The sequence below is a fragment of the Longispora urticae genome, assembly GCF_053902585.1.
This window is the reverse complement of sequence record NZ_JAQZSH010000030.1, coordinates 1-16,956: the sequence shown is the minus strand read 5'-3', so window position 1 is coordinate 16,956 and position 16,956 is coordinate 1. Positions and strand designations below refer to the sequence as shown.

Annotated in this window: 21 protein-coding genes and 2 pseudogenes; 12 read left to right on the top strand and 11 right to left on the bottom strand. The window is 69.9% G+C overall.

What is annotated here, in order from left to right; genetic code table 11:
• Positions 1-130: 130 nt before the first annotated feature.
• Entirely contained in the window at positions 131-1,006 is an 876-nt protein-coding gene (locus PT931_RS20775; protein ID WP_456247413.1) for a PIN domain-containing protein, read from the top strand.
• A 400-nt stretch (positions 1,007-1,406) separates the two neighbouring features.
• Positions 1,407-1,673, top strand: coding sequence for a hypothetical protein (locus tag PT931_RS20770; protein WP_456247412.1), 267 nt, complete (start codon positions 1,407-1,409; stop codon positions 1,671-1,673).
• 124 nt (positions 1,674-1,797) lie between these two features.
• Here PT931_RS20770 and PT931_RS20765 read toward each other — a convergent pair whose 3' ends face one another.
• The 3 genes and pseudogenes from PT931_RS20765 to PT931_RS20755 form a co-directional block, all read right to left on the bottom strand.
• The gene (locus tag PT931_RS20765) at positions 1,798-4,113 is read right to left on the bottom strand and encodes a catalase (protein WP_456247411.1); all 2,316 of its coding nucleotides are present in this window, start codon (positions 4,111-4,113) and stop codon (positions 1,798-1,800) included.
• The gene (locus PT931_RS20760) at positions 4,110-4,664 is read right to left on the bottom strand and encodes a hemerythrin domain-containing protein (RefSeq protein WP_456247410.1); all 555 of its coding nucleotides are present in this window, start codon (positions 4,662-4,664) and stop codon (positions 4,110-4,112) included. Before PT931_RS20760 ends, PT931_RS20765 begins: the two co-directional genes overlap by 4 nt.
• A 590-nt stretch (positions 4,665-5,254) precedes the next feature.
• A pseudogene (locus PT931_RS20755) lies at positions 5,255-5,605 on the bottom strand (FAD-dependent oxidoreductase); the annotation flags it as partial.
• Positions 5,606-5,832: 227 nt separating this feature from the next.
• Here PT931_RS20755 and PT931_RS20750 point away from each other — a divergent pair.
• The 3 genes from PT931_RS20750 to PT931_RS20740 all read left to right on the top strand — a co-directional run bounded on the left by PT931_RS20750 (position 5,833) and on the right by PT931_RS20740 (position 7,457).
• Entirely contained in the window at positions 5,833-6,111 is a 279-nt protein-coding gene (locus tag PT931_RS20750) for a DUF2795 domain-containing protein (RefSeq protein ID WP_456247409.1), read from the top strand.
• Positions 6,112-6,230: 119 nt separating this feature from the next.
• A complete protein-coding gene (locus PT931_RS20745; RefSeq protein WP_456247408.1) occupies positions 6,231-6,416 on the top strand; it encodes a hypothetical protein in 186 nt (61 codons plus the stop codon).
• A 36-nt stretch (positions 6,417-6,452) separates the two neighbouring features.
• Positions 6,453-7,457, top strand: a complete 1,005-nt coding sequence (locus tag PT931_RS20740; protein WP_456247407.1) for a DNA topoisomerase IB — start codon at positions 6,453-6,455, stop codon at positions 7,455-7,457.
• Between the two features lie 90 nt (positions 7,458-7,547).
• Here the strand turns inward: PT931_RS20740 and PT931_RS20735 are convergent, their stop codons facing one another.
• The gene (locus PT931_RS20735; protein WP_456247406.1) at positions 7,548-8,198 is read right to left on the bottom strand and encodes a DUF6766 family protein; all 651 of its coding nucleotides are present in this window, start codon (positions 8,196-8,198) and stop codon (positions 7,548-7,550) included.
• A gap of 325 nt (positions 8,199-8,523) precedes the next feature.
• On the opposite strand from PT931_RS20735, the gene PT931_RS20730 reads away from it, so the two are divergent.
• The 6 genes from PT931_RS20730 to PT931_RS20705 are packed head-to-tail and all read left to right on the top strand — an operon-like array spanning position 8,524 to position 11,057.
• Positions 8,524-8,715: a hypothetical protein gene (locus PT931_RS20730; RefSeq protein WP_456247405.1), complete on the top strand. Its 192-nt coding sequence runs from the start codon at positions 8,524-8,526 to the stop codon at positions 8,713-8,715.
• A 46-nt stretch (positions 8,716-8,761) separates the two neighbouring features.
• Positions 8,762-9,310: an Asp23/Gls24 family envelope stress response protein gene (locus tag PT931_RS20725; RefSeq protein ID WP_456247404.1), complete on the top strand. Its 549-nt coding sequence runs from the start codon at positions 8,762-8,764 to the stop codon at positions 9,308-9,310.
• Positions 9,307-9,642 carry a hypothetical protein gene (locus tag PT931_RS20720; RefSeq protein WP_456247403.1) on the top strand — a complete coding sequence of 112 codons (336 nt, stop codon included), beginning with the start codon at positions 9,307-9,309 and terminating at the stop codon, positions 9,640-9,642. Before PT931_RS20725 ends, PT931_RS20720 begins: the two co-directional genes overlap by 4 nt.
• An 11-nt stretch (positions 9,643-9,653) precedes the next feature.
• Complete coding sequence (locus PT931_RS20715) at positions 9,654-10,166, top strand: hypothetical protein (RefSeq protein WP_456247402.1); 513 nt, start codon at positions 9,654-9,656, stop codon at positions 10,164-10,166.
• A gap of 16 nt (positions 10,167-10,182) precedes the next feature.
• A complete protein-coding gene (locus PT931_RS20710) occupies positions 10,183-10,854 on the top strand; it encodes a hypothetical protein (protein ID WP_456247401.1) in 672 nt (223 codons plus the stop codon).
• A 59-nt stretch (positions 10,855-10,913) separates the two neighbouring features.
• Positions 10,914-11,057 carry a GPGG-motif small membrane protein gene (locus tag PT931_RS20705; protein ID WP_456247400.1) on the top strand — a complete coding sequence of 48 codons (144 nt, stop codon included), beginning with the start codon at positions 10,914-10,916 and terminating at the stop codon, positions 11,055-11,057.
• A 189-nt stretch (positions 11,058-11,246) separates the two neighbouring features.
• Here the strand turns inward: PT931_RS20705 and PT931_RS20700 are convergent.
• The 4 genes and pseudogenes from PT931_RS20700 to PT931_RS20685 form a co-directional block, all read right to left on the bottom strand.
• A pseudogene (locus tag PT931_RS20700) lies at positions 11,247-11,442 on the bottom strand (LLM class flavin-dependent oxidoreductase); the annotation flags it as partial.
• A gap of 496 nt (positions 11,443-11,938) precedes the next feature.
• Positions 11,939-12,427 carry a DUF6328 family protein gene (locus PT931_RS20695; RefSeq protein WP_456247399.1) on the bottom strand — a complete coding sequence of 163 codons (489 nt, stop codon included), beginning with the start codon at positions 12,425-12,427 and terminating at the stop codon, positions 11,939-11,941.
• Between the two features lie 140 nt (positions 12,428-12,567).
• The gene (locus PT931_RS20690; protein WP_456247398.1) at positions 12,568-12,714 is read right to left on the bottom strand and encodes a hypothetical protein; all 147 of its coding nucleotides are present in this window, start codon (positions 12,712-12,714) and stop codon (positions 12,568-12,570) included.
• Between the two features lie 137 nt (positions 12,715-12,851).
• Positions 12,852-13,964 (bottom strand): globin domain-containing protein, encoded by a 1,113-nt coding sequence (locus tag PT931_RS20685; RefSeq protein ID WP_456247397.1) that lies wholly within the window; start codon positions 13,962-13,964, stop codon positions 12,852-12,854.
• A 158-nt stretch (positions 13,965-14,122) separates the two neighbouring features.
• On the opposite strand from PT931_RS20685, the gene PT931_RS20680 reads away from it, so the two are divergent.
• Positions 14,123-14,707: a pyridoxamine 5'-phosphate oxidase family protein gene (locus PT931_RS20680; RefSeq protein ID WP_456247396.1), complete on the top strand. Its 585-nt coding sequence runs from the start codon at positions 14,123-14,125 to the stop codon at positions 14,705-14,707.
• 324 nt (positions 14,708-15,031) lie between these two features.
• On the opposite strand, the gene PT931_RS20675 is transcribed toward PT931_RS20680, so the two are convergent.
• From PT931_RS20675 to PT931_RS20665, 3 genes are all read right to left on the bottom strand, one after another.
• Positions 15,032-15,748: a CPBP family intramembrane glutamic endopeptidase gene (locus PT931_RS20675; protein WP_456247395.1), complete on the bottom strand. Its 717-nt coding sequence runs from the start codon at positions 15,746-15,748 to the stop codon at positions 15,032-15,034.
• The gene (locus PT931_RS20670) at positions 15,745-16,650 is read right to left on the bottom strand and encodes an NAD(P)H-binding protein (RefSeq protein ID WP_456247394.1); all 906 of its coding nucleotides are present in this window, start codon (positions 16,648-16,650) and stop codon (positions 15,745-15,747) included. The genes PT931_RS20675 and PT931_RS20670 overlap by 4 nt, the downstream gene beginning before the upstream one ends.
• Before the next feature lie 24 nt (positions 16,651-16,674).
• A partial coding sequence (locus tag PT931_RS20665) for a hypothetical protein (protein ID WP_456247393.1) occupies positions 16,675-16,956 on the bottom strand: 282 nt, incomplete at its 5' end.

Genomic DNA, 16,956 nt, shown 5'->3' with positions numbered 1-16,956 from the left:
CCCGGCCGCTGCGGCAGTTGGCGAGTGTGGCGCTGAGCCGGAGCTCCTACGGGCTGTCGCTCAAGCAACTGCGTCGGGTCGGCGAGGTTCTCGGTGTCGACGGCCGTGGCGGAGTGGAACAATCCGCGACATGCATGTGACCGTCCTGCCCGGTGCAAACCGGGACACCCTGCTCGGGTCGTTGACCAACATCCACAACAGGCTCACCAACGTCGTTGGCATGGGTGCCCTGGAACGACTGACCGGCTACCTGTCATGGGTCAACGAGTCGGTGCGCTCCCTTCGCAGCATGATCAGCGCACAGGACATCGACCGCCTCATTCTGACCCCCTGGTACTGGCAGCTTCTCAACCTGCACGAGCGGCTACTCAGGGACTTCGACTCCACCAACCGGGTCGTCAACGAGTTGCTCAACGCGGAACGTGAGCAGCGGGGCCAAGACCTGGAAGCCGCCCGCGCCTCGCTCGCTGCGCAGATCGCCAACTGGTCGAGGCCAGGTGCGTTCGTCGTCGCCGACACCAGCTTCTATCTGAACTCCGGCGCGCTCATCGACGAGACTGACCTGGCTCCGTTGGTCGGCGTGAGAGAAGACCCGGTTCACCTCATCGTTCCGATGATCATCGTGGACGAGTTGGACCGCGTGAAGGACACCGGGCCCAAGGCCGAGGCGAGGACCATGGCGCGGCGGACGCTGAAGGTCCTCGACACGGTGTTCGCCGCCGGCATCGGTGTGCGCCGTCTTCGCGCCGGGGACTTCTCCGCGATCGACAACCAGACCGGAGGTATTCCGAGGGGAGAGGTGACCATCGAGATCCTGCTGGACCCACCCGGACACCAGCGACTTCCCATCGCTGACGACGAGATCGTCGACCGGGCGTTGTCGATTCAGCCGCTGGCGGGCCGCCCCGTCACGCTGCTGACCTTCGACACTGGACAGGCCCTGCGCGCGCGAGCGGCCGGACTGCTCGTTCGAAAGCAGGATCAGCCCGACAAGCCTGCCCGTTGAACGGAGTTCGGTGCCGAAGGCGTTGGTCTGCCGGGCAGGTTCGAGTCCCGATGTCGTCAGAGGACGCGAGTACGCACTCGCACGGTCGTGTGCGGCGCCGGCGACGGTGTCAGACCCGTCGACTTCTGGGATGAGACGTCGGACCTACTGCGGGTCCGGTGGGCTCGTGCGTCGCTTGCACGAGGCCACCGCACCCGCAGTGTCGCTCGCTGCGAACCCCCCGCTCGTCGACACCTGGAAATGTCCTACCCGCTACCGGCTCCGGACATGCGTAACGGCCGATGTCAATGTGGGCATTCGGTCATACGTGCGGTGGGCCGGCGATGTCTCACCGCGAGAAGCGGGCGGAGGGGCGCTTCACCGCTGGGTTCGATCGGTGGCGCCGTAGCATCTGCCCACGGTGGGCGTGTCGGACCCGCAGGTGATGGGGAACAAGCCGGGCGAGGCGCTGGGCTCCAAGAAGAACATGCCGCTGGGGGACGAGCTCGACGAGTCCACGGACATCGACACCGCCGCCGGCGGTATGGAGCAGCGGCAGGTGGGCGCCGGAGCCGGGCGGACCGCGACTCAGGCCCGCCAGCAGACCGGGCAGCAGACGGCCGGCACCACGCCGACGACGAGAGACGACAAGGGGAAGAGCCAGCCGCCGAGCGGCGGTCGGCGCTGACCTTGTCTGTGGGCCGCCGATAGCCGCGGCAGGCCCGAAGAAATCGAGGCCCACTCATTCTGGTGGGCCTCGATTCCGCGTTCACGGTGCTGTCTGTGGTGAGCCAGCCAGGTACCGGTAGTTCTCAGGCGGCGATGCCGTTGACGGGTCGTTCGTAGTGCCGGTGGGCTTCCATCGCGGCGAGGAACTCGGCCACGAACTTCTTGTCGGCGGCCGCTCCGGGTGCGGTGAACACGACGCCGTCGAGGGCTCCGGCCGCCGGTTTGCTGGCGGGTGCGGCCCGGCGGTCGGACGCCTCGAACACGGGTAGCCGGGCGGCCTGGACGAGCCGGTCGCCGGTGCCCAGTACCCCCAGAGGCTTGGCGTGTTTGTAGGTTTCGGCCACCCAGTGCACCGCGTAGCCGTCGTTGATCAGTGCGGTGGCGGCGTCGTCCCCGTCGGCGACGATGACGGCGTCGTAGAGCACGGAGCCGACGGTGTTCATCGCCCGGTCCACGGCCAGTGCCTTGCCCTTGGCCGTGGTGACGGTGCCGTCGACCGGGGCGAGGAGTTCGACGACCGCGCCGGCTTTCACCAGTGCCTTGCGAGCCGCCTCGATACTCGGTGCGAGCACGCCGTCGGCCACCAGGATGGCGACCTTGCGGCCCGCCACGCCGCCGGCGCCCGGCAGGCTGGTCTGGCTGAGGGCGGGGGACAGCCGGCCGTGGTTGGCCGGGCCTGCCTTGGGGGAGGGGACGCCGATGCCGGCGGCGACCGCGACCGCGAGGGTGTGGTCGATCTGGTTGAGGTGGTCGACCATGAGCGCGCGGATGTGCGGCTTGGTGACCTTGCCGAGTTCGAAGCGGTAGGCGGCGACGATGTGTTCCTTCTCCCACGCCGCCATGCTGTTCCAGAACAGGGTCGCCTGCGAGTAGTGGTCGGCGAACGTCTCCGGCCTCTGGCGGCGCGCTATGCCGTCGACGTGCTCGGGACGGTGCACGAACGCGCCGCCCGCCGCTCCGGCGACGACGGGGCAGCCGCCGCCGAGGCTGTTGGGGTGGTAGTTGGCCTGGGCGAGCGGCACGGCGTGCTGGTGGAATCCGTCCTGCTGGTGGTGGTGCACGGGGGCGACCGGCTGGTTGATGGGAATCTGTTGGAAGTTCGGGCCACCGAGGCGGGTGAGCTGGGTGTCGAGGTAGGAGAACAGGCGGGCCTGCAGCAGCGGGTCGTTCGTGAAGTCGATGCCCGGCACCACATTGCCGACTCCGAAGGCGACCTGCTCGGTCTCGGCGAAGAAGTTGGCCGGGTTGCGGTTGAGCACCATGCGCCCGACCGGAACAACCGGGACGAGTTCCTCCGGGACCAGCTTCGTGGAGTCGAGCAGGTCTACCCCGTAGGCGAACTCGTCGGACTCCTCGATGAGCTGCACACCGAGTTCCCACTCGGGGAACACACCCGCCTCGATCGACTCCCACAGGTCGCGGCGGTTGAAGTCGGGGTCCTTGCCGGAGATCTTCTGCGCCTCGTCCCACACGAGGGAGTGCACGCCGGGTACGGGCGTCCAGTGGAACTTCACGAACGTGGCCACGCCGTCGGCGTTGACGAGCCGGAAGGTGTGCACCCCGAAGCCCTGCATGGTGCGGAAGCTGCGCGGCAGCGCCCGGTCGCTCATCAGCCAGATCACGTGGTGCATGGTCTCCGGCTGCAGCGATACGAAGTCCCAGAACGTGTCGTGCGCGGAGGCGGCCTGCGGGATCTCGTTGTGCGGCTCGGGCTTCACGGCGTGCACGACGTCGGGGAACTTGATGCCGTCCTGGATGAAGAACACCGGCATGTTGTTGCCGACCAGGTCGAAGTTGCCCTCCTGGGTGTAGAACTTCACCGCGAAGCCCCGCACGTCGCGCGGGGTGTCGGTGGAGCCGCGCGAGCCCTGCACGGTGGAGAAGCGCACGAACACCGGCGTCCGCCGCGACGGGTCGGACAGGACCGGTGCCACCGTGTACCCGGCGAGGGAGTCGTCATAGGGCTGGAAGTAGCCGTGCGCGCCGGAGCCCCGGGCGTGCACGACCCGCTCCGGGATGCGCTCGTGGTCGAAGCGCATGATCTTCTCGCGGAGGTGGAAGTCCTCCAGCAGGTTCGGGCCCCGGGGGCCGGCGCGCAGCGCGTTGTCGGTGTCCTCGACGAGGATGCCCTGATCCGTCGTGAGCACCGAGTCGGCGTGGTCGACCTGGTGGGCTGCAAGCTGGGCCTGCTTGGCGTCCCGGTCCGCGGCGCCGGCCCTTCGGGCGGCGGGTGCCGTGGCCCTCGTCCTCTTCCGCACCACAGCGGGCTCAGCGGCCTTCTTCGCGACCTTGTTCGCTGCCGCCGGCGCGACGGGCTTGTCCTTCGCGGGCGATTTCGCGGCCTTCTTGGCGCCCGCGTTCGACGCGGCCCCGGTGGTCTTCCTCGATTTTGCGGTCACGACCCGTTCCTTCCCTTGGCGGCGGCCTTGCTGAGCGTCTCGCGGACGTGTTCGAACACCTCCAGGGGCGGGCCGACCAGGCCCGGCGCGGAGCTGTCCGAAGCGCCGGCCGGCGCGGACAGCGCGTTGGCGGCCTCCGCCACCAACACCATGGCCCGGAGCTGGTCAGGGTCGACCACCTCTCGCAGCCGAGCGAACTCCAGTTCTTCCTCGGCCTTGGCGTGGGCGGTCACGGCGTCACGGAGCGTCGCCAGTTCGGCATCGAAGGACGGGTCGGTCACACCGAGGTCGTAGAGGACGACGAGCGCGGTCTTGGCGGCCTCTTCCTCGGCCAGGCGGACCGTGACGTCCGCGCCGTCGAGGGTCTGCTCGGCGAGGGGATGGACCAGTTGCTGCTCCAGGTTCTCGTGGACGGCCAACAGGGTGACCAGCTGACCGAACAGCTCCTGCTTGTGCTCGCCCGTCGCGGATTCCACCTGTCCGAAGAGCAGTTTGATCTGCTGGTGATGGCCCAACAAGGTGTCAATGATGTCCTGGTGACCGGTAGTCATACCCACACTTCCGCTCGGTTGGCTGGCCGGACAACGATCGCGGACGCGTCCCGCAGATCCGCACACCTGATGTCGTCTCGCGAGCGTTTGCCTGGCCGTGGCGCTGAAGCACCCTCGGTGGGCACCTATCGGAACGATGACCCGACGGTACCCCGACAAAAACGTTCTTAAACCGCGTTTCGGGGGACCTCTGAACTTGGCGAGTCAGCACACCTTCCTGGTGGCGGCCTCACGTGGCGCTGCTTACGGATCATGAACCGGGGCGTTGGCGGCCATCCGCGTGGCGGCCTTGGGGTAGCCCGTGACCGGCCCAAACGCCGTTCGAGGTTGGCCGGAGGGACTCTCGGGTAGAAACGCCGGCGCGGGTGGTCTTCGTCCACGGGACCGCCATCACGGAACGGAGCGAGCGATGCCCGACGAAAACGAGCCAGCCGATCTGACGGTCCCGACCACCGGCTCAGATGGACCCGATCCCGTCGCCTCGCCCGAGGCCGGACGCCCCGCCGGGCGGCCTGACGGGCAGGAGGCGGATGCACAGGGCGGCCGGAGAAGCGCACAGGTGGTGAGTACCGGGCCGCAGCCCGGGACTGACCCGCGCCGCTCGCCGGACGCGACGCGGTCAGACGCGTCGCAACGTGGAAGAGGGTCGCCGACCGGCCGTCGCCGAGCACGTGCGTGAACACGGCGGGCGAGTGGGCCCAGGTCAGGCCGTGCGCGGACAGCTCCAGGGCTTCGAGGACCGGCGAGCAGGCGCCGAACGGGTAGAACGCGCTACACAGGTCCGCGTCGAAACCGGGCGCGGCGACCTGTCCCGTACGCACCGCGCCCCCGGGCTCAGGACCGGCTTCGAGGACCACGACGTCCCAGCCGGCGTCGGCCAGCAGGTTCGCCGCCACCAGCCCGTTGTGCCCCGCGCCGACCACCACCGCGTCCACAGTCATGCGCTCCACCTACCCAACGCCGACCTGTGGCAAGCCTGGCGAGGATGGTCGGGGAGCGTTCGACGGCGGACCTCCCCAGGTACCAGATGTCGGCGACACCTTCCGATCGGCGAGCGCTCCCCGCACCGGACATCTACCCCTCGCCCACCAGCGCAAACGCGGCAATTTTGGAGGGGCTCATGTTTCCGCATCCTGCCGTGGGGTAACACCAGCGAAGGAGGCTAACCATGACGAATCCGATTGATCCGCACACCCCGGCCGCTGCCAAGGGAATCACCCCGCAGGAGGTTGCGGACCGCTCCGAGATCGCCCGGCACCTGCAGCCGGGCCAGTTCCCGGCCGATGCCGACCAGATCCGGGCGATGGCCACCGGAAACAACGCCCCGGACCACGTCCAGGGCCAACTCTCGCGCCTGCCGGCCGGCACCTACGACTCGGTCGCCGACGTGTGGACGGCACTCGGCCATGGCATCGAGGAAGCCCCGGACGGCTCTCCGACCTCGTAGGCCGCGCAGATCGCGCACTGTCAGAGAGTGGTTCCCCCGGCCGGGGGCCGGCGCCCGGCCGTATGAGGTTGGGCACGCGCCGATTCTCTGCCGAGCAGGTCAGTCAAACAGGAGGAGCCATGAAGAAGGATCCGCGCGAAGAGCACAGCCCCCTTCCCCGACCCGATGTCGCCAACGCCGCAGACAAGGACGACCCGGCGGTGCCGGTGCTCGGCGGGCGGTCAGGACCAGGGCAGAGCCCGGACACCCCGGCCACCGGATCGCCCGACGCCGTCCGTGACCCGACGCCGGGTACCAGACCCTAGAAACCCGGGAACAACGCCGAGAGGGGTACGCGTTCTATGCGCACGAGGCGGAGCGATCCTCAGAAGGAGGGTTGGTCCCGTCGGCGGCGCGGCTCGGGTTTCACCTACTCCGACGCGGCGGGCAGGCCGATCCGGGATCCCGACGAACTGGAGCGCCTGTCCGCTCTGGCGATTCCGCCGGCCTGGCGGGAGGTGTGGATCTGCCCGGACCCCGCCGGGCACATCCAGGCGGTCGGCACGGACGTCGCCGGCCGCCGGCAGTACCGCTACCACGACGCGTGGCGGACCCGCCGCGACGGGGCGAAGTTCGACCGCGTACTCCACGTGGCCCGACACCTCCCCAAGCTGCGCGCGGCCGTGGACAGCCACCTCGCCGAACGTGGCCCGACCCGCGACCGGGTACTGGCCGGCTGCGTCCGGATCCTTGACGCAGCGTGTCTACGGATCGGCGGGGAGTCCTACGCCACCGGCGACGAACCGTCCTTCGGGCTCGCCACCCTGCGCCGCGACCACGTCCGCGTCACAGGCACGACGGTCACCTTGCGCTTCCCCGCCAAGAGCGGCGTCGCCGTGGACCAGGACATCGAGGATCCGTTGCTGGCCAAGCTCGTACGCGCTCTGCTGGGCCGGGCCGCGCCCGAAGAAGAGCTGTTCGCCTACCGCGCCGGGCGCACGTGGACCGACGTCCGCAGCGCCGACATCAACGACTACCTGCGCGAAAGTACAGGTGAGGAGCTCACGGCCAAGGACTTCCGCACCTGGCACGCCACAGTGCTGGCCGCCACGCTCCTGGCCACCCGGCCGCGCCCGGAAGCGGCCGCCGCCCGCCGAAAGGTGGTGACAGCAGTGATGCGCGAGACGGCCGAGCTGCTGGGCAACACCCCCGCGGTCACCCGGAGCTCCTACGTGGATCCCCGGATCGTCGACCTGTACCACGCGGGCACCGTGGTCGCAGCCCGGCTCCGCAGGAACGAGGACCCGGCCGATCTGGTCGTACGCCATCGGGTGGGACCTGCCGTGATCCGCCTTCTGACCGGTTGACGGACATGTCGCACCCGCCGCCTGCACCCGCCCACCCTTGAAGGGCAGGGTCGGTGTCGGGTGTGTGCGGGTCGTAACCTGGAGCGTCCGTCAGTCGGTGCCGGTCTGGCTGTGCGGAGCGGTGACCTTCTTCGACTGCGGGGAGCGGTGTTGGCGCAGCCAGATACTGGCGACGACCAGTACTCCGACGGCGAGGAACTCCGACTGCCAGTTCTGCATGGACTGGAACCAGAACTCCGGCGACCTGGCGAACTCGGTGACGCCTATGGGTGGCTGGCCGTTGAGGGCCTGTTCGGCGTTGTGGGCGGCGGTCCCGCCGAGGAGGTGGCCTAGAAAGGACAGGGCGAAGATGCCCAGCAGGGCGGTGGCGAGGCTGTGTGCGTACAGCCAACCGAGGACGCCCCCGCGTCGGGCCAGGGCCGGGGTGCCGTGTCCGGGCGGAGGGTCGTCGTCGCGGGGTTCGTCCGGGGGGTGGGACTCGGCCGAGCCGCGTTGGACGAGCCAGGCGGTCAGGAGCACGTAGAAGCCCATCTGGAGGAACTCCGACTCCCAGTTCTCGAACGTCGCCTCGGCGAACGCCCCGCTGCCCAGATAGCTCAGGTAGCCCACGGTCGGCCGCGCGTGGTCGGCGAGTTCCGCGTTGGTGGTCTGCCAGCCGAAGACCGACTGCAGGACCAGGAAAACGAGAAAGCCGGTGAAGAGTACGAGGGACAGAGAGTTGACCCACAGCCACCGGCGCATACCGTCAGTATCCTCCTCACAGACTGTTCCCGTGTCGATGCTGACAGGCACGCTTGGCCAGCCTCGCCAACCGTGCCAGGTCGACCCGCAGCGTGGAGTTCAGAGGTGCCGCAGGTGCTCTGTTCTGCCGTCGGACACGAGCTCCCCACGTGCCTTCCTCGGTGGGGGCCTACCACGATTCCGGCTCTTGTGGCCGCCGATTGACGTATCCGTAGGAGATCTTCCAATCGTCAATGAGTACCCAGCCATAACGGTTAGTGTCGGAGAGGTTGCGGCCCGTTGCCATTGCCGATCAGGTCGCCGCGACCAGTCGTGAGGGGGCGTGATGTCTCGCCAGCAGTTTGGTTTCCTGGTCGGGTTTCTCACTGTCGCAGTCTGGGCGGTGGCCGGATTCGGGGCCGCCGTCGCGGCCGTCGCCGTGGGCGCCGCGGGGTGGTTCGTCGGCCGGGTACTCGACGGCCAGGTGGACGTCGCCGACCTCGTCGACCGCTTCGGATCCCACACCAAGACCCGTTGACAAGAACCCGCGAGTTCACAGTCATTCACGAGGGGACGGTTTCGCCATGACCGACGCAGCGACGCAAGCCAGGGACGACCTCAAGAACCGGGCCGAAGAGCCCTCCAAGAACGGACCCACGCCCCCGGACAGCCGCGCGCTCGACCGGACCAACACCGGCGCGCTGGCCCGCCGCCCGCAAGGGACGCCGTCGCGGTCACAGCTGGTCACGGAGGACGGCAAGACGAGCATCGCCGACGGGGTGGTGGCCAAGATCGCGGGGCTGTCCGCGCGGGAGATCCCCGGCGTGCACTCGATGGGCTCAGGCCTGTCGCGCCGGATGGGGCAGCTCAAGGCCCTCGTGCCGGGCACCAGCGAGGCGCCCTCGCAGGGCGTGTCCGTCGAGGTGGGCGAGCGCGAGGCGGCAGTGGACCTCGACATCGTGACCTGGTACGGGCAGAGCATCGTCGACGTGTCCGACGCCGTCCGCCGCAACGTCATCGACCGCGTGGAGTCCATGACCGGCCTGAAGGTCGTCGAGGTCAACGTCAACGTCGACGATGTCTTCGTCGAGGGCGACACGTCCGACGAGGCGCACGAGTCCCGCGTCCAGTGACGACCTCGACTCCGAGGGCGGCACCGACCACCCGGCCGGGACAGCTCGCCGAGCAGCTCCGCGACGCCGTCACCGCCGTGCCCGGGGTGGCCCGCTGCGCCTCGGCCGGGCCGGTGGCGGTGGCCACCCAGTTCCGGGGCGGCAGCGTGCCGGGGATCCGGTTGGCGGGTGACGAGGTGCAGATCCACGTCGTCCTCGCCACGGTCCCGGCCGGACCGATCGCCGAGAAGGTGCACCGGGCCGCGGCAGCCGTGCTCGCCGCGCACGGCGACCCCCGGCCGATCCTGGTGCACATCGCCGACCTGGAAATCGACGCCCTGCCCGACTCCTGACCGGGGGAAACATGCGCCTGTTCAACCGGCTCGCGTCCGTCCTGCTGGCGCTCGCCCTCCTCGGCGCCGGGATCGTCCTCGCCGTCGAGGGGATCCTGGTGGCGGCCGGCCGGCCGTCGTGGATCGTGCCGCGCCGCGCCTGGTACGAGACCGCGACCACCACCCGCTGGGCCGATACTCCGGTACTCGTCGTGTCCGTCGCCGCTGTCGTACTCGGCCTGGCCGTACTCGTCATCCAGTTGCGCCGCTGGGCACCCGACCGGCTCCCCGTCACCGCAGACGGCTGGCACGTGCAGCGCCGCGCCACGGAACGCCACCTCGTCGAGGCCGCCAACCGGGTACCGGCGGTCACGGTCACCCGGGCCCGGCTGCGGCGCGGCTGGAAACTCGCCGTCACCGCCACCGGCCGGCGCGACGACCGACCAGCCGTGCACAAGGCCGTGCGGGAGGAGCTGGCACACCTGTCCGCGCCCAGCACCGACCACGTCAGCATCCACATGACGCGCCCCCGCCGCGTCGCCTGACCCGCTGGAGGACACCGTGACCCACACCGCGAACCGGGTGCTGTGGACGGCGGTCGGACTGGGACTCACCGCCGCCGGGGCCGCCGGCCTCGCCGCCCACACGGGCCGGCTCGGCGCGCTCGACCCGGATCACCCGCTGCTCGGCGACCGGATCCTGGACCTCTGGCGACGGCACACCTCCTGGGGACTCGCCATCGTCATCGCGGCCGGTGTACTCCTGGCCCTGTGCGGCCTGTGGCTGCTGCGCGCCCAGCTACGCCGCCGCGCCGCCCGCCCGCTGCACGACCTCGTCCTGCGCGGACACCAGGGCCGCCGCGACTTCGCCGCCCTCGACGTCCAGGTCCACCGCCCGCCCGCCGGGCCCGGGCCGCACGCCCCGACCGAGGGGCTGACCGCGGCGCAACTCCCGGGCCGGACCACCGCCAACAGCAAGGCGCTCGCCCACGCCCTGCGACGCGACCTGGTCACCGGCCGGCACGTGACCGCCGCGTCCGTCGCCCTCACCGGAGACGCCCCCGAACCGGACATCTGGATCCGGCTGGACACCGCACCCGACACACTGCTCACCGAGGTACGCGCACACGTCGACGCGAGCCTCGAACGGTTCCGGGCCACCACGGGACTACGACCCCGGAAACTGGACGTCACGGTCCGGCCCTCGCACACCACGCCAGCACGGGTGTCCTGACGTTTGCCCGCCACTGTCAGCCGTGTTTGCCGCCGGCCTGTTCCGGGAAGACGATGACCATGACATTCATCCTGTGGCTGTTGGCTGTAGTGCTCGTGGTCTCCGGCATCTTCGCGCTGTTCAGGCGCCAGCTGCTGTGGGGCGTAGTCCTGATCGTGCTCGGACTGCTCGTCGGTCCCGGCGGCGTCAGCATCTTCACCTGACGGGACCACGACGTGGGGGTCGGGTCTGACGGAGGAGTTCAACCAGGTCGAGGGTCCGGGCCGGCCTGGGCGGAGAAGGAGTAACTGCCCCGGGTGTGGTTACAGCCGGGGCAGCACCTTCGTGCGGTGGAAGTCGAAGAACTCTTCCTGGTACGGGCCGGTGTTGTTGACGTGGACGCGGTCGAATCCGGCGTCTCCGAGCATGTCGAGCCGGATGTCGGCGGGCGGCCACGCGCCGCCCAGGATGTGTTTCGTTGAGCGCCTCGCCGGAACCCACCCCGAGGGCGAAACGTCCCCCGAGGAGTACAGCGGTGGTCGCGGCGGCCTAGGCGATGACGGCCGGGTGCACGCGCACGGTCGGGCAGGTCACGGCCGTGTTCACCGGCCGTCGACCCGTGGCCAGGGACCCCTCGACGGCCATGATCGAGGCAGCGCATCCGTCCCACATGAACGTGGTTGAGGAAGTGGATCCTATTGATGGACGAGACTGCGTGGGCCCATGCGGGCCCGGTCGTGCCACTTCGGTTGTAGCGCGCGACGAGCTTGACTACGGAGACGAAGAAGTCGTCGAACCGGCGGAGCACGCACCTCGATGAACCGGGTGACGTCCGTGGGCTTGTTGACGTAGGCGTCAACGGGCAGCGGGTAGCTGCCCAGCACGTCCTCCTTGGCCCGCCAGGTGGTGAGCACGACTACGGGGATAGGCCGGTGCTCATCGGCCTTGACCAGGGTGATGCCCTCTCGGCCGTCGTCCTTGGGTTGCGAGCGCGCCGATGAATGTGGCCGTCACCGGACACGTCGTCGGTCGTGTCGTCTGGAGGGAGGATCGACAGCGCCGTCGCCCGAGAACGCTCTGCTCGTGACGCTGTGACCAGCCGCAGTCAGTTACCTGACGAGCGCCGTCGGATGATGGCGGGTTGGATCTGCCAGGACCACACCAGCAGGGCGGCGACGGCCACGCACACGCCGATGGCGAGGCCGCGGGCGAAGACGAAGTCGAGGATCAGCAGGAGCGCGCCGATCATCGCGACGCCGAGGGTGAGGGTGCCGGCGACAGCGAAGCGGTTCGCGCGGTGCAGCAGTTCCTCCTTGGCTCCGGCGCGGAAGAGCACCCTGTGCTGGGCGGCGGGGGCGATGAGGAGGACTGTGGAGACAGCCGCCGCGACGGCGGTCACCAGCAGCACGTCGCGTTGAAAGGCATCGGCCTGGGCGAACCCGGTGGCGAACGGAACGGCCAACAGGAAGGCGAAGAGCACCTGGACGCCCGGGAGAATCACCCGCAGCCCGTTGAGCAGCTCGATGGTCTCCCGGTCGACTCGCGCCTTGGGCGATTCGCCGGTCTCCGCCTCATGATCGTATGGGCTGGTCATCTGGATACTCCTGCGTGTGGTGAGAACCTGCCTGGTCGCGACGATGCGCGGGGCAGTGGAGGTTTCGTCGTGCCGCAACGCCGCTGCCGCACCCGGTGCGGTGCCGGGCGGACCGGTGCGGGCTCGTTCCGGGACGGGTCTCAGCGGTCAGGGCCGGAGCCGGCCGGCTCGGTCTCCGGCAGGGGCGAGGGCAGCGGCCGGCGGCGCGACCCCCGTTCGGCGTCGGCCGTCTTCCAGGCGTCGTCGATCTCCGCGATCAGCTCGTCAGCCCCGCACTGTTGCTCCATAGCCTGCATGTACCCGCTCAGGGCCGACTCGTACCACCCCGTCCTGGCGCCGGCACCGGCGCCCGGGACCGACCCGCCCTGATCACGCTCACGGGACTGGCCGGCGACCTGGAGCCAATCGGGGCACCCCGGCGGGCTCACCCGGTGGTGAGCGCGTCATAGCGGATGCGGTCGTAGGGCACGCCCGCCTCGGCCAGCCTGGCGCGGGTGGCGCGCACCATCGCGGCGGATCCGGCGAGGTAGAAGTCGTGTTCGGGCCACGGCCCGGCCGCCGCGCACACTTCGCCGACCAGCCCCTGCGGGTACCCGCTGTCGGGTTGATCGCTGATCACCGGGGTGAACGTGAGCCACGGGTGCTCGACGGTCAGAGCGGTCAGGGCGGGCAGGTCGTAGAGATCGTCGGTGTGCCGGACGCCGAGGAACAGGTGCGCGGCCCGGCTGCGGTTGGTCTCGGCGAGCTGCTCGAGGAGCGCCCGCAGCGGTGCCAGTCCGGTGCCGCCGGCCACGAACACCATGTCGTGCGCCGAACTCAGGTCCAGGGTCATGGACCCCATCGGCGCGCCGATCCGGAGCATGTCGCCCGCCCGGAGGGTGCGGACCAGCGCGCTGGAGACGCCGGTGGCGCCGACGGCACGGGCGTGGAAGTCCATGGTGCCGTCGGTGCGGGGCGCGTTGGCCACCGAGTAGGACCGCCACAGCCTCGGCCGGTGCGCGGACTCGAGGCTGACGTACTGCCCGGCCCGATAGGGGACCGGGTCGAGCGGCCGGACGGTGAACCGGGCCAGGTCCGCCCCGTGCCGCTCGTGGCGCAGGACCTCGGCGTGCCAGTACGCCGGCTGGTCTCCAGCCTCCGCCGCCCCGGCGACCATGGTGGCGGCGATGACCGCGTACGCGTCCCGCCATGCCTGCTCGAACTCCGGCCCCCACGCGTCGCCGGCGTGCTCGGCGAGCGCCGCGATCAGACAGGCCCCGACGACGTCGTAGTGCTCAGGCCGGGCGTGGAACTTGCGGTGGTCGCGGCCCAGGGCGGTCAGGTAGGCGGCGAAGGCGTCGGGGTCATCGACGGTCTGCACGGCCTGGACTATCGCTTCGAGGAGACGGGAGCGCTGGACGTCCATGGTGACCGGGAACAGTTCCCGCAGTTGCGGGTCGGCCAGGAAGACCCGGGCGTAGAAGTTCGCGGCGAGCGTGTCGCCCCGTTCCTCGACGCAGGTCCAGCTCTCCTTGAGTAATCGCGACAGTGTGCTCATGGGTCCTCACGCGATCTCTGTGTTTGTGCGGGGCGGTGGGCGGGAATTCACCGCTTACCCGTTCATCCCGTCCCTCACACCGCCACTCCCCGTTTCTGGACGGGTCGTGAGGTCCGACCACCGGACCTCCGCACATGGAAGGCAGACCCTTGCACCCGATGTCGCTTCGAACCGGTTCGGCCGGCGAGCACGCACTGCAGCAGCTCCACGGCACCCGGGAACGCGCCGAGCGGTTCCACCGCCAACAGGTGCGTGCCGCACTCAACGTGCGGATGCGTGAGTTCCTCGCCCGCCAGGAGATGATGTTCGTGGCCACCTCCGACGCCTCCGGCGCCTGCGACTCGACCTTCCGGGCCGGCCCGCCCGGCTTCGTGCGCTGCCTTGACCCCGGCACGCTCACCTGGCCGGAGTACCGGGGTAACGGCGTGATGGCCAGCCTCGGCAACATCAGCGAGAACGGCCACGTCGGACTGCTGTTCGTCGACTTCGTCCGCGACGGCATCGGCCTGCACGTCAACGGCGGGGCGGAGATCGTTTCTGACGGGTACCTGCGGGGCGAGCACCCCGACCTTCCCACCGACCCCGCGCCCGGCCGGCGCGCGGAACAGTGGGTGCTGGTGCACGTCGACGAGGCTTACGTGCACTGCGCCAAGCACATCCCCCGCCTCGCGAAGGCCGCGCCCGACGACGGCGCCCGGCGCGGGACCGGCGACTACTTCGGCACCCGGACGGACCTGTCCTAGAAATCCAGCACGTACTCGGAGGCACTGGCCCAACTGAACCGCGACTGAGGCTGGGCCGGCTCGTTGACCACGGGTCCCTGCCTCCCCGGGGAAGAGTTGAGAGGCCGGCTCGTGGTCGGCTTCCCGGTGGGCGAGGTGGTGGGGCTGGTGGTCACCCTTCACGGCGGCCACCACACGCGACCCGAGCGCGGCACGAACCGCCGAACCCGGAGACTAAGCGGACGTGTTCCAGCGGCCTTGCCCACGTTGGGGGGTGCCGTTTGCCCTGTTCACATGTGCCGCACTCGATCTGGGGCCGTTGCGCGGAAGGCGCCTCTCGCCGCTCTAGTTGCCAAACAGGGTCGGCAGGGTCAGCAGCATGGTCACAGACCAGGTGACGTGGGTGAGTATCGGTGCCAGGATGCCTGCGGAGGCGCGTCGCTGGGCCGCCAGTACGAGGCCGAGGACGGCGGCGGCGAACGCCAGCATCGGGTTGGCGGTGGCCGCGGTGGCCAGGGTGTAGACGGTGGTGGACAGCAGGACCGGGTACGTGCCGCCGAGCGCCGTGTACAGGGCGCCGCGGAAGAAGATCTCCTCGGCGATGGCGTTGACGACGGTGATGGCCGCGATGGGCGCCAGCGAGCCTTGGTGCGCGTGGTCCAGCACGTCGTCGACGTAGCCGTCGAGGACGGGTATCTCGCGCACGACCAGCGCTCCGCCGATGAACACCGCGGACGCGACCAGGCCGGTGAGTACCGGGGTGAGCAGTGGCCGACGGAGCCGCCCGAACAGCAGGAGGCGCCCCAGGCGCAACGGACCCGACAGCAGGCCGCCCATGGTCCACGTCGCGGCCAGGGCGAGGGTGAGCAGGTAGAACGACGCGTCGCCGGGCCGGACGGAAAAGGACACGCCGAGTACGACGGCGCCGAGGACGAGGGTCGCCGCGACGACCAATCGCCGGCGCCGGACCGCCGGCCCCTGCTCGTCGTCACCACCCGAGGTCCCGCCGCCCACGCGGAAGGCCGCCCGGAGGCGACCTGCCGGTGCGTCCGGCTCCCTCACCGGGACTGCGCCCGCCCGCGCGCCCGATCCGCCAGAGCCAGGCGCACGGCCTCGTCGTAGCCGAGGGGCGGCCCCGGCACGACACCGGCGATGGGATGCCCGCGCACGATCACCTCCGACGTCATCGAGTCGACCAGGTTACGGGCCGTGGTGATGTCGACGTCGGTGACCAGCGACAGCCACAGGGAGGACAACCTCGGGGTCACGAAGGGTACGAACAGGTACGGCAACGCCTTGCCCATCACGCTGGCCGCGCGGGTCAGCATGTCCAGGTAGCTCAGGACCTCCGGACCGCCGATCTCGTACGTGTTGCCGCGCGCGCCGGCCGGCTCGCACACGCCGACCAGGTAGCGCACGGCGTCGGGCAGGGCGATCGGCTGGATGCGGGTGCTGACCCACAGGGGTGTGACGAGAAAGGGGAGCCGGCCGGCGAGTTGGCGGATCATCTCCCAGCCGATGCTGCCGTGGCCGATCACGACCGCCGCCCGTAGTACGGTCACCGGGCAGTCGCCTTCGGCGAGGAGGCGTTCGACCTCCCGGCGTGACCGCAGGTGCTCGGACAGCTCGCCGTCGTCGACGCCCAGCCCGCCGAGGTAGACGATGCGCTCGACCTTGGCCTGGGTGCAGGCGGCGGCGAAGTGGCGGGCACTCTGAGCGTCCGTGAGGGCGAAGTCGTCGCGCCCCAGTGCGTGCACCAGGTAGTAGGCGACGTCGACACCGGTGAGCGCGGCGTCGAGGCTTGCACGGTCGGTGACGTCACCGGCGACCGCCTCGCCCGGTCCGTCGTAGGTTTCGGGATGCCGGGTCATCGCGCGCACATCATGCCCGCCCGCCACCAGCTCGGCGGCCAGGTGCGAGCCGATGAACCCGGACGCACCCGTCACCAGCACGGTCCTACTCATGACTCCCTTGCCCCTTTTCCCGGTCTACAGTCGGGCGATCGTGGCCTGGATCTTCTTCTCGGTGAGGTTGCCGAGTCGTTCGAACTCCAGTTTCATGATGGGCGCGGCGAGTTTGGCGAGTCCGTGCAGTTCTATCGTCGAGCTGTAGGTGACCTCGGCGCCGCCGGGTGCCGGTTTGACGGTGATGTCGTCGGTGGACGTGGCGGTCTTGTTCGTACCCACCAACGTCACCCGGCCGGGGTCCAGGCGCTGCAGACGGTAACTCAGTTCGGTTTCCCTGCCGAGGACCTTGGACACGTTCGTCCA

Bases quoted from the DNA above. Each gene is read 5' to 3' on its own strand.
- PT931_RS20760 (WP_456247410.1), bottom strand. From the start codon at position 4,664: ATGACTACCGGTCACCAGGACATCATTGACACCTTGTTGGGCCATCAC.
- PT931_RS20705 (WP_456247400.1), top strand. From the start codon at position 10,914: ATGACATTCATCCTGTGGCTGTTGGCTGTAGTGCTCGTGGTCTCCGGC.
- PT931_RS20670 (WP_456247394.1), bottom strand. From the start codon at position 16,650: ATGAGTAGGACCGTGCTGGTGACGGGTGCGTCCGGGTTCATCGGCTCG.
- PT931_RS20735 (WP_456247406.1), bottom strand. From the start codon at position 8,198: ATGCGCCGGTGGCTGTGGGTCAACTCTCTGTCCCTCGTACTCTTCACC.
- PT931_RS20725 (WP_456247404.1), top strand. From the start codon at position 8,762: ATGACCGACGCAGCGACGCAAGCCAGGGACGACCTCAAGAACCGGGCC.
- PT931_RS20740 (WP_456247407.1), top strand. From the start codon at position 6,453: ATGCGCACGAGGCGGAGCGATCCTCAGAAGGAGGGTTGGTCCCGTCGG.
- PT931_RS20685 (WP_456247397.1), bottom strand. From the start codon at position 13,964: ATGAGCACACTGTCGCGATTACTCAAGGAGAGCTGGACCTGCGTCGAG.
- PT931_RS20745 (WP_456247408.1), top strand. From the start codon at position 6,231: ATGAAGAAGGATCCGCGCGAAGAGCACAGCCCCCTTCCCCGACCCGAT.
- PT931_RS20715 (WP_456247402.1), top strand. From the start codon at position 9,654: ATGCGCCTGTTCAACCGGCTCGCGTCCGTCCTGCTGGCGCTCGCCCTC.
- PT931_RS20690 (WP_456247398.1), bottom strand. From the start codon at position 12,714: ATGGAGCAACAGTGCGGGGCTGACGAGCTGATCGCGGAGATCGACGAC.
- PT931_RS20775 (WP_456247413.1), top strand. From the start codon at position 131: ATGCATGTGACCGTCCTGCCCGGTGCAAACCGGGACACCCTGCTCGGG.
- PT931_RS20695 (WP_456247399.1), bottom strand. From the start codon at position 12,427: ATGACCAGCCCATACGATCATGAGGCGGAGACCGGCGAATCGCCCAAG.
- PT931_RS20750 (WP_456247409.1), top strand. From the start codon at position 5,833: ATGACGAATCCGATTGATCCGCACACCCCGGCCGCTGCCAAGGGAATC.
- PT931_RS20680 (WP_456247396.1), top strand. From the start codon at position 14,123: ATGTCGCTTCGAACCGGTTCGGCCGGCGAGCACGCACTGCAGCAGCTC.
- PT931_RS20730 (WP_456247405.1), top strand. From the start codon at position 8,524: ATGTCTCGCCAGCAGTTTGGTTTCCTGGTCGGGTTTCTCACTGTCGCA.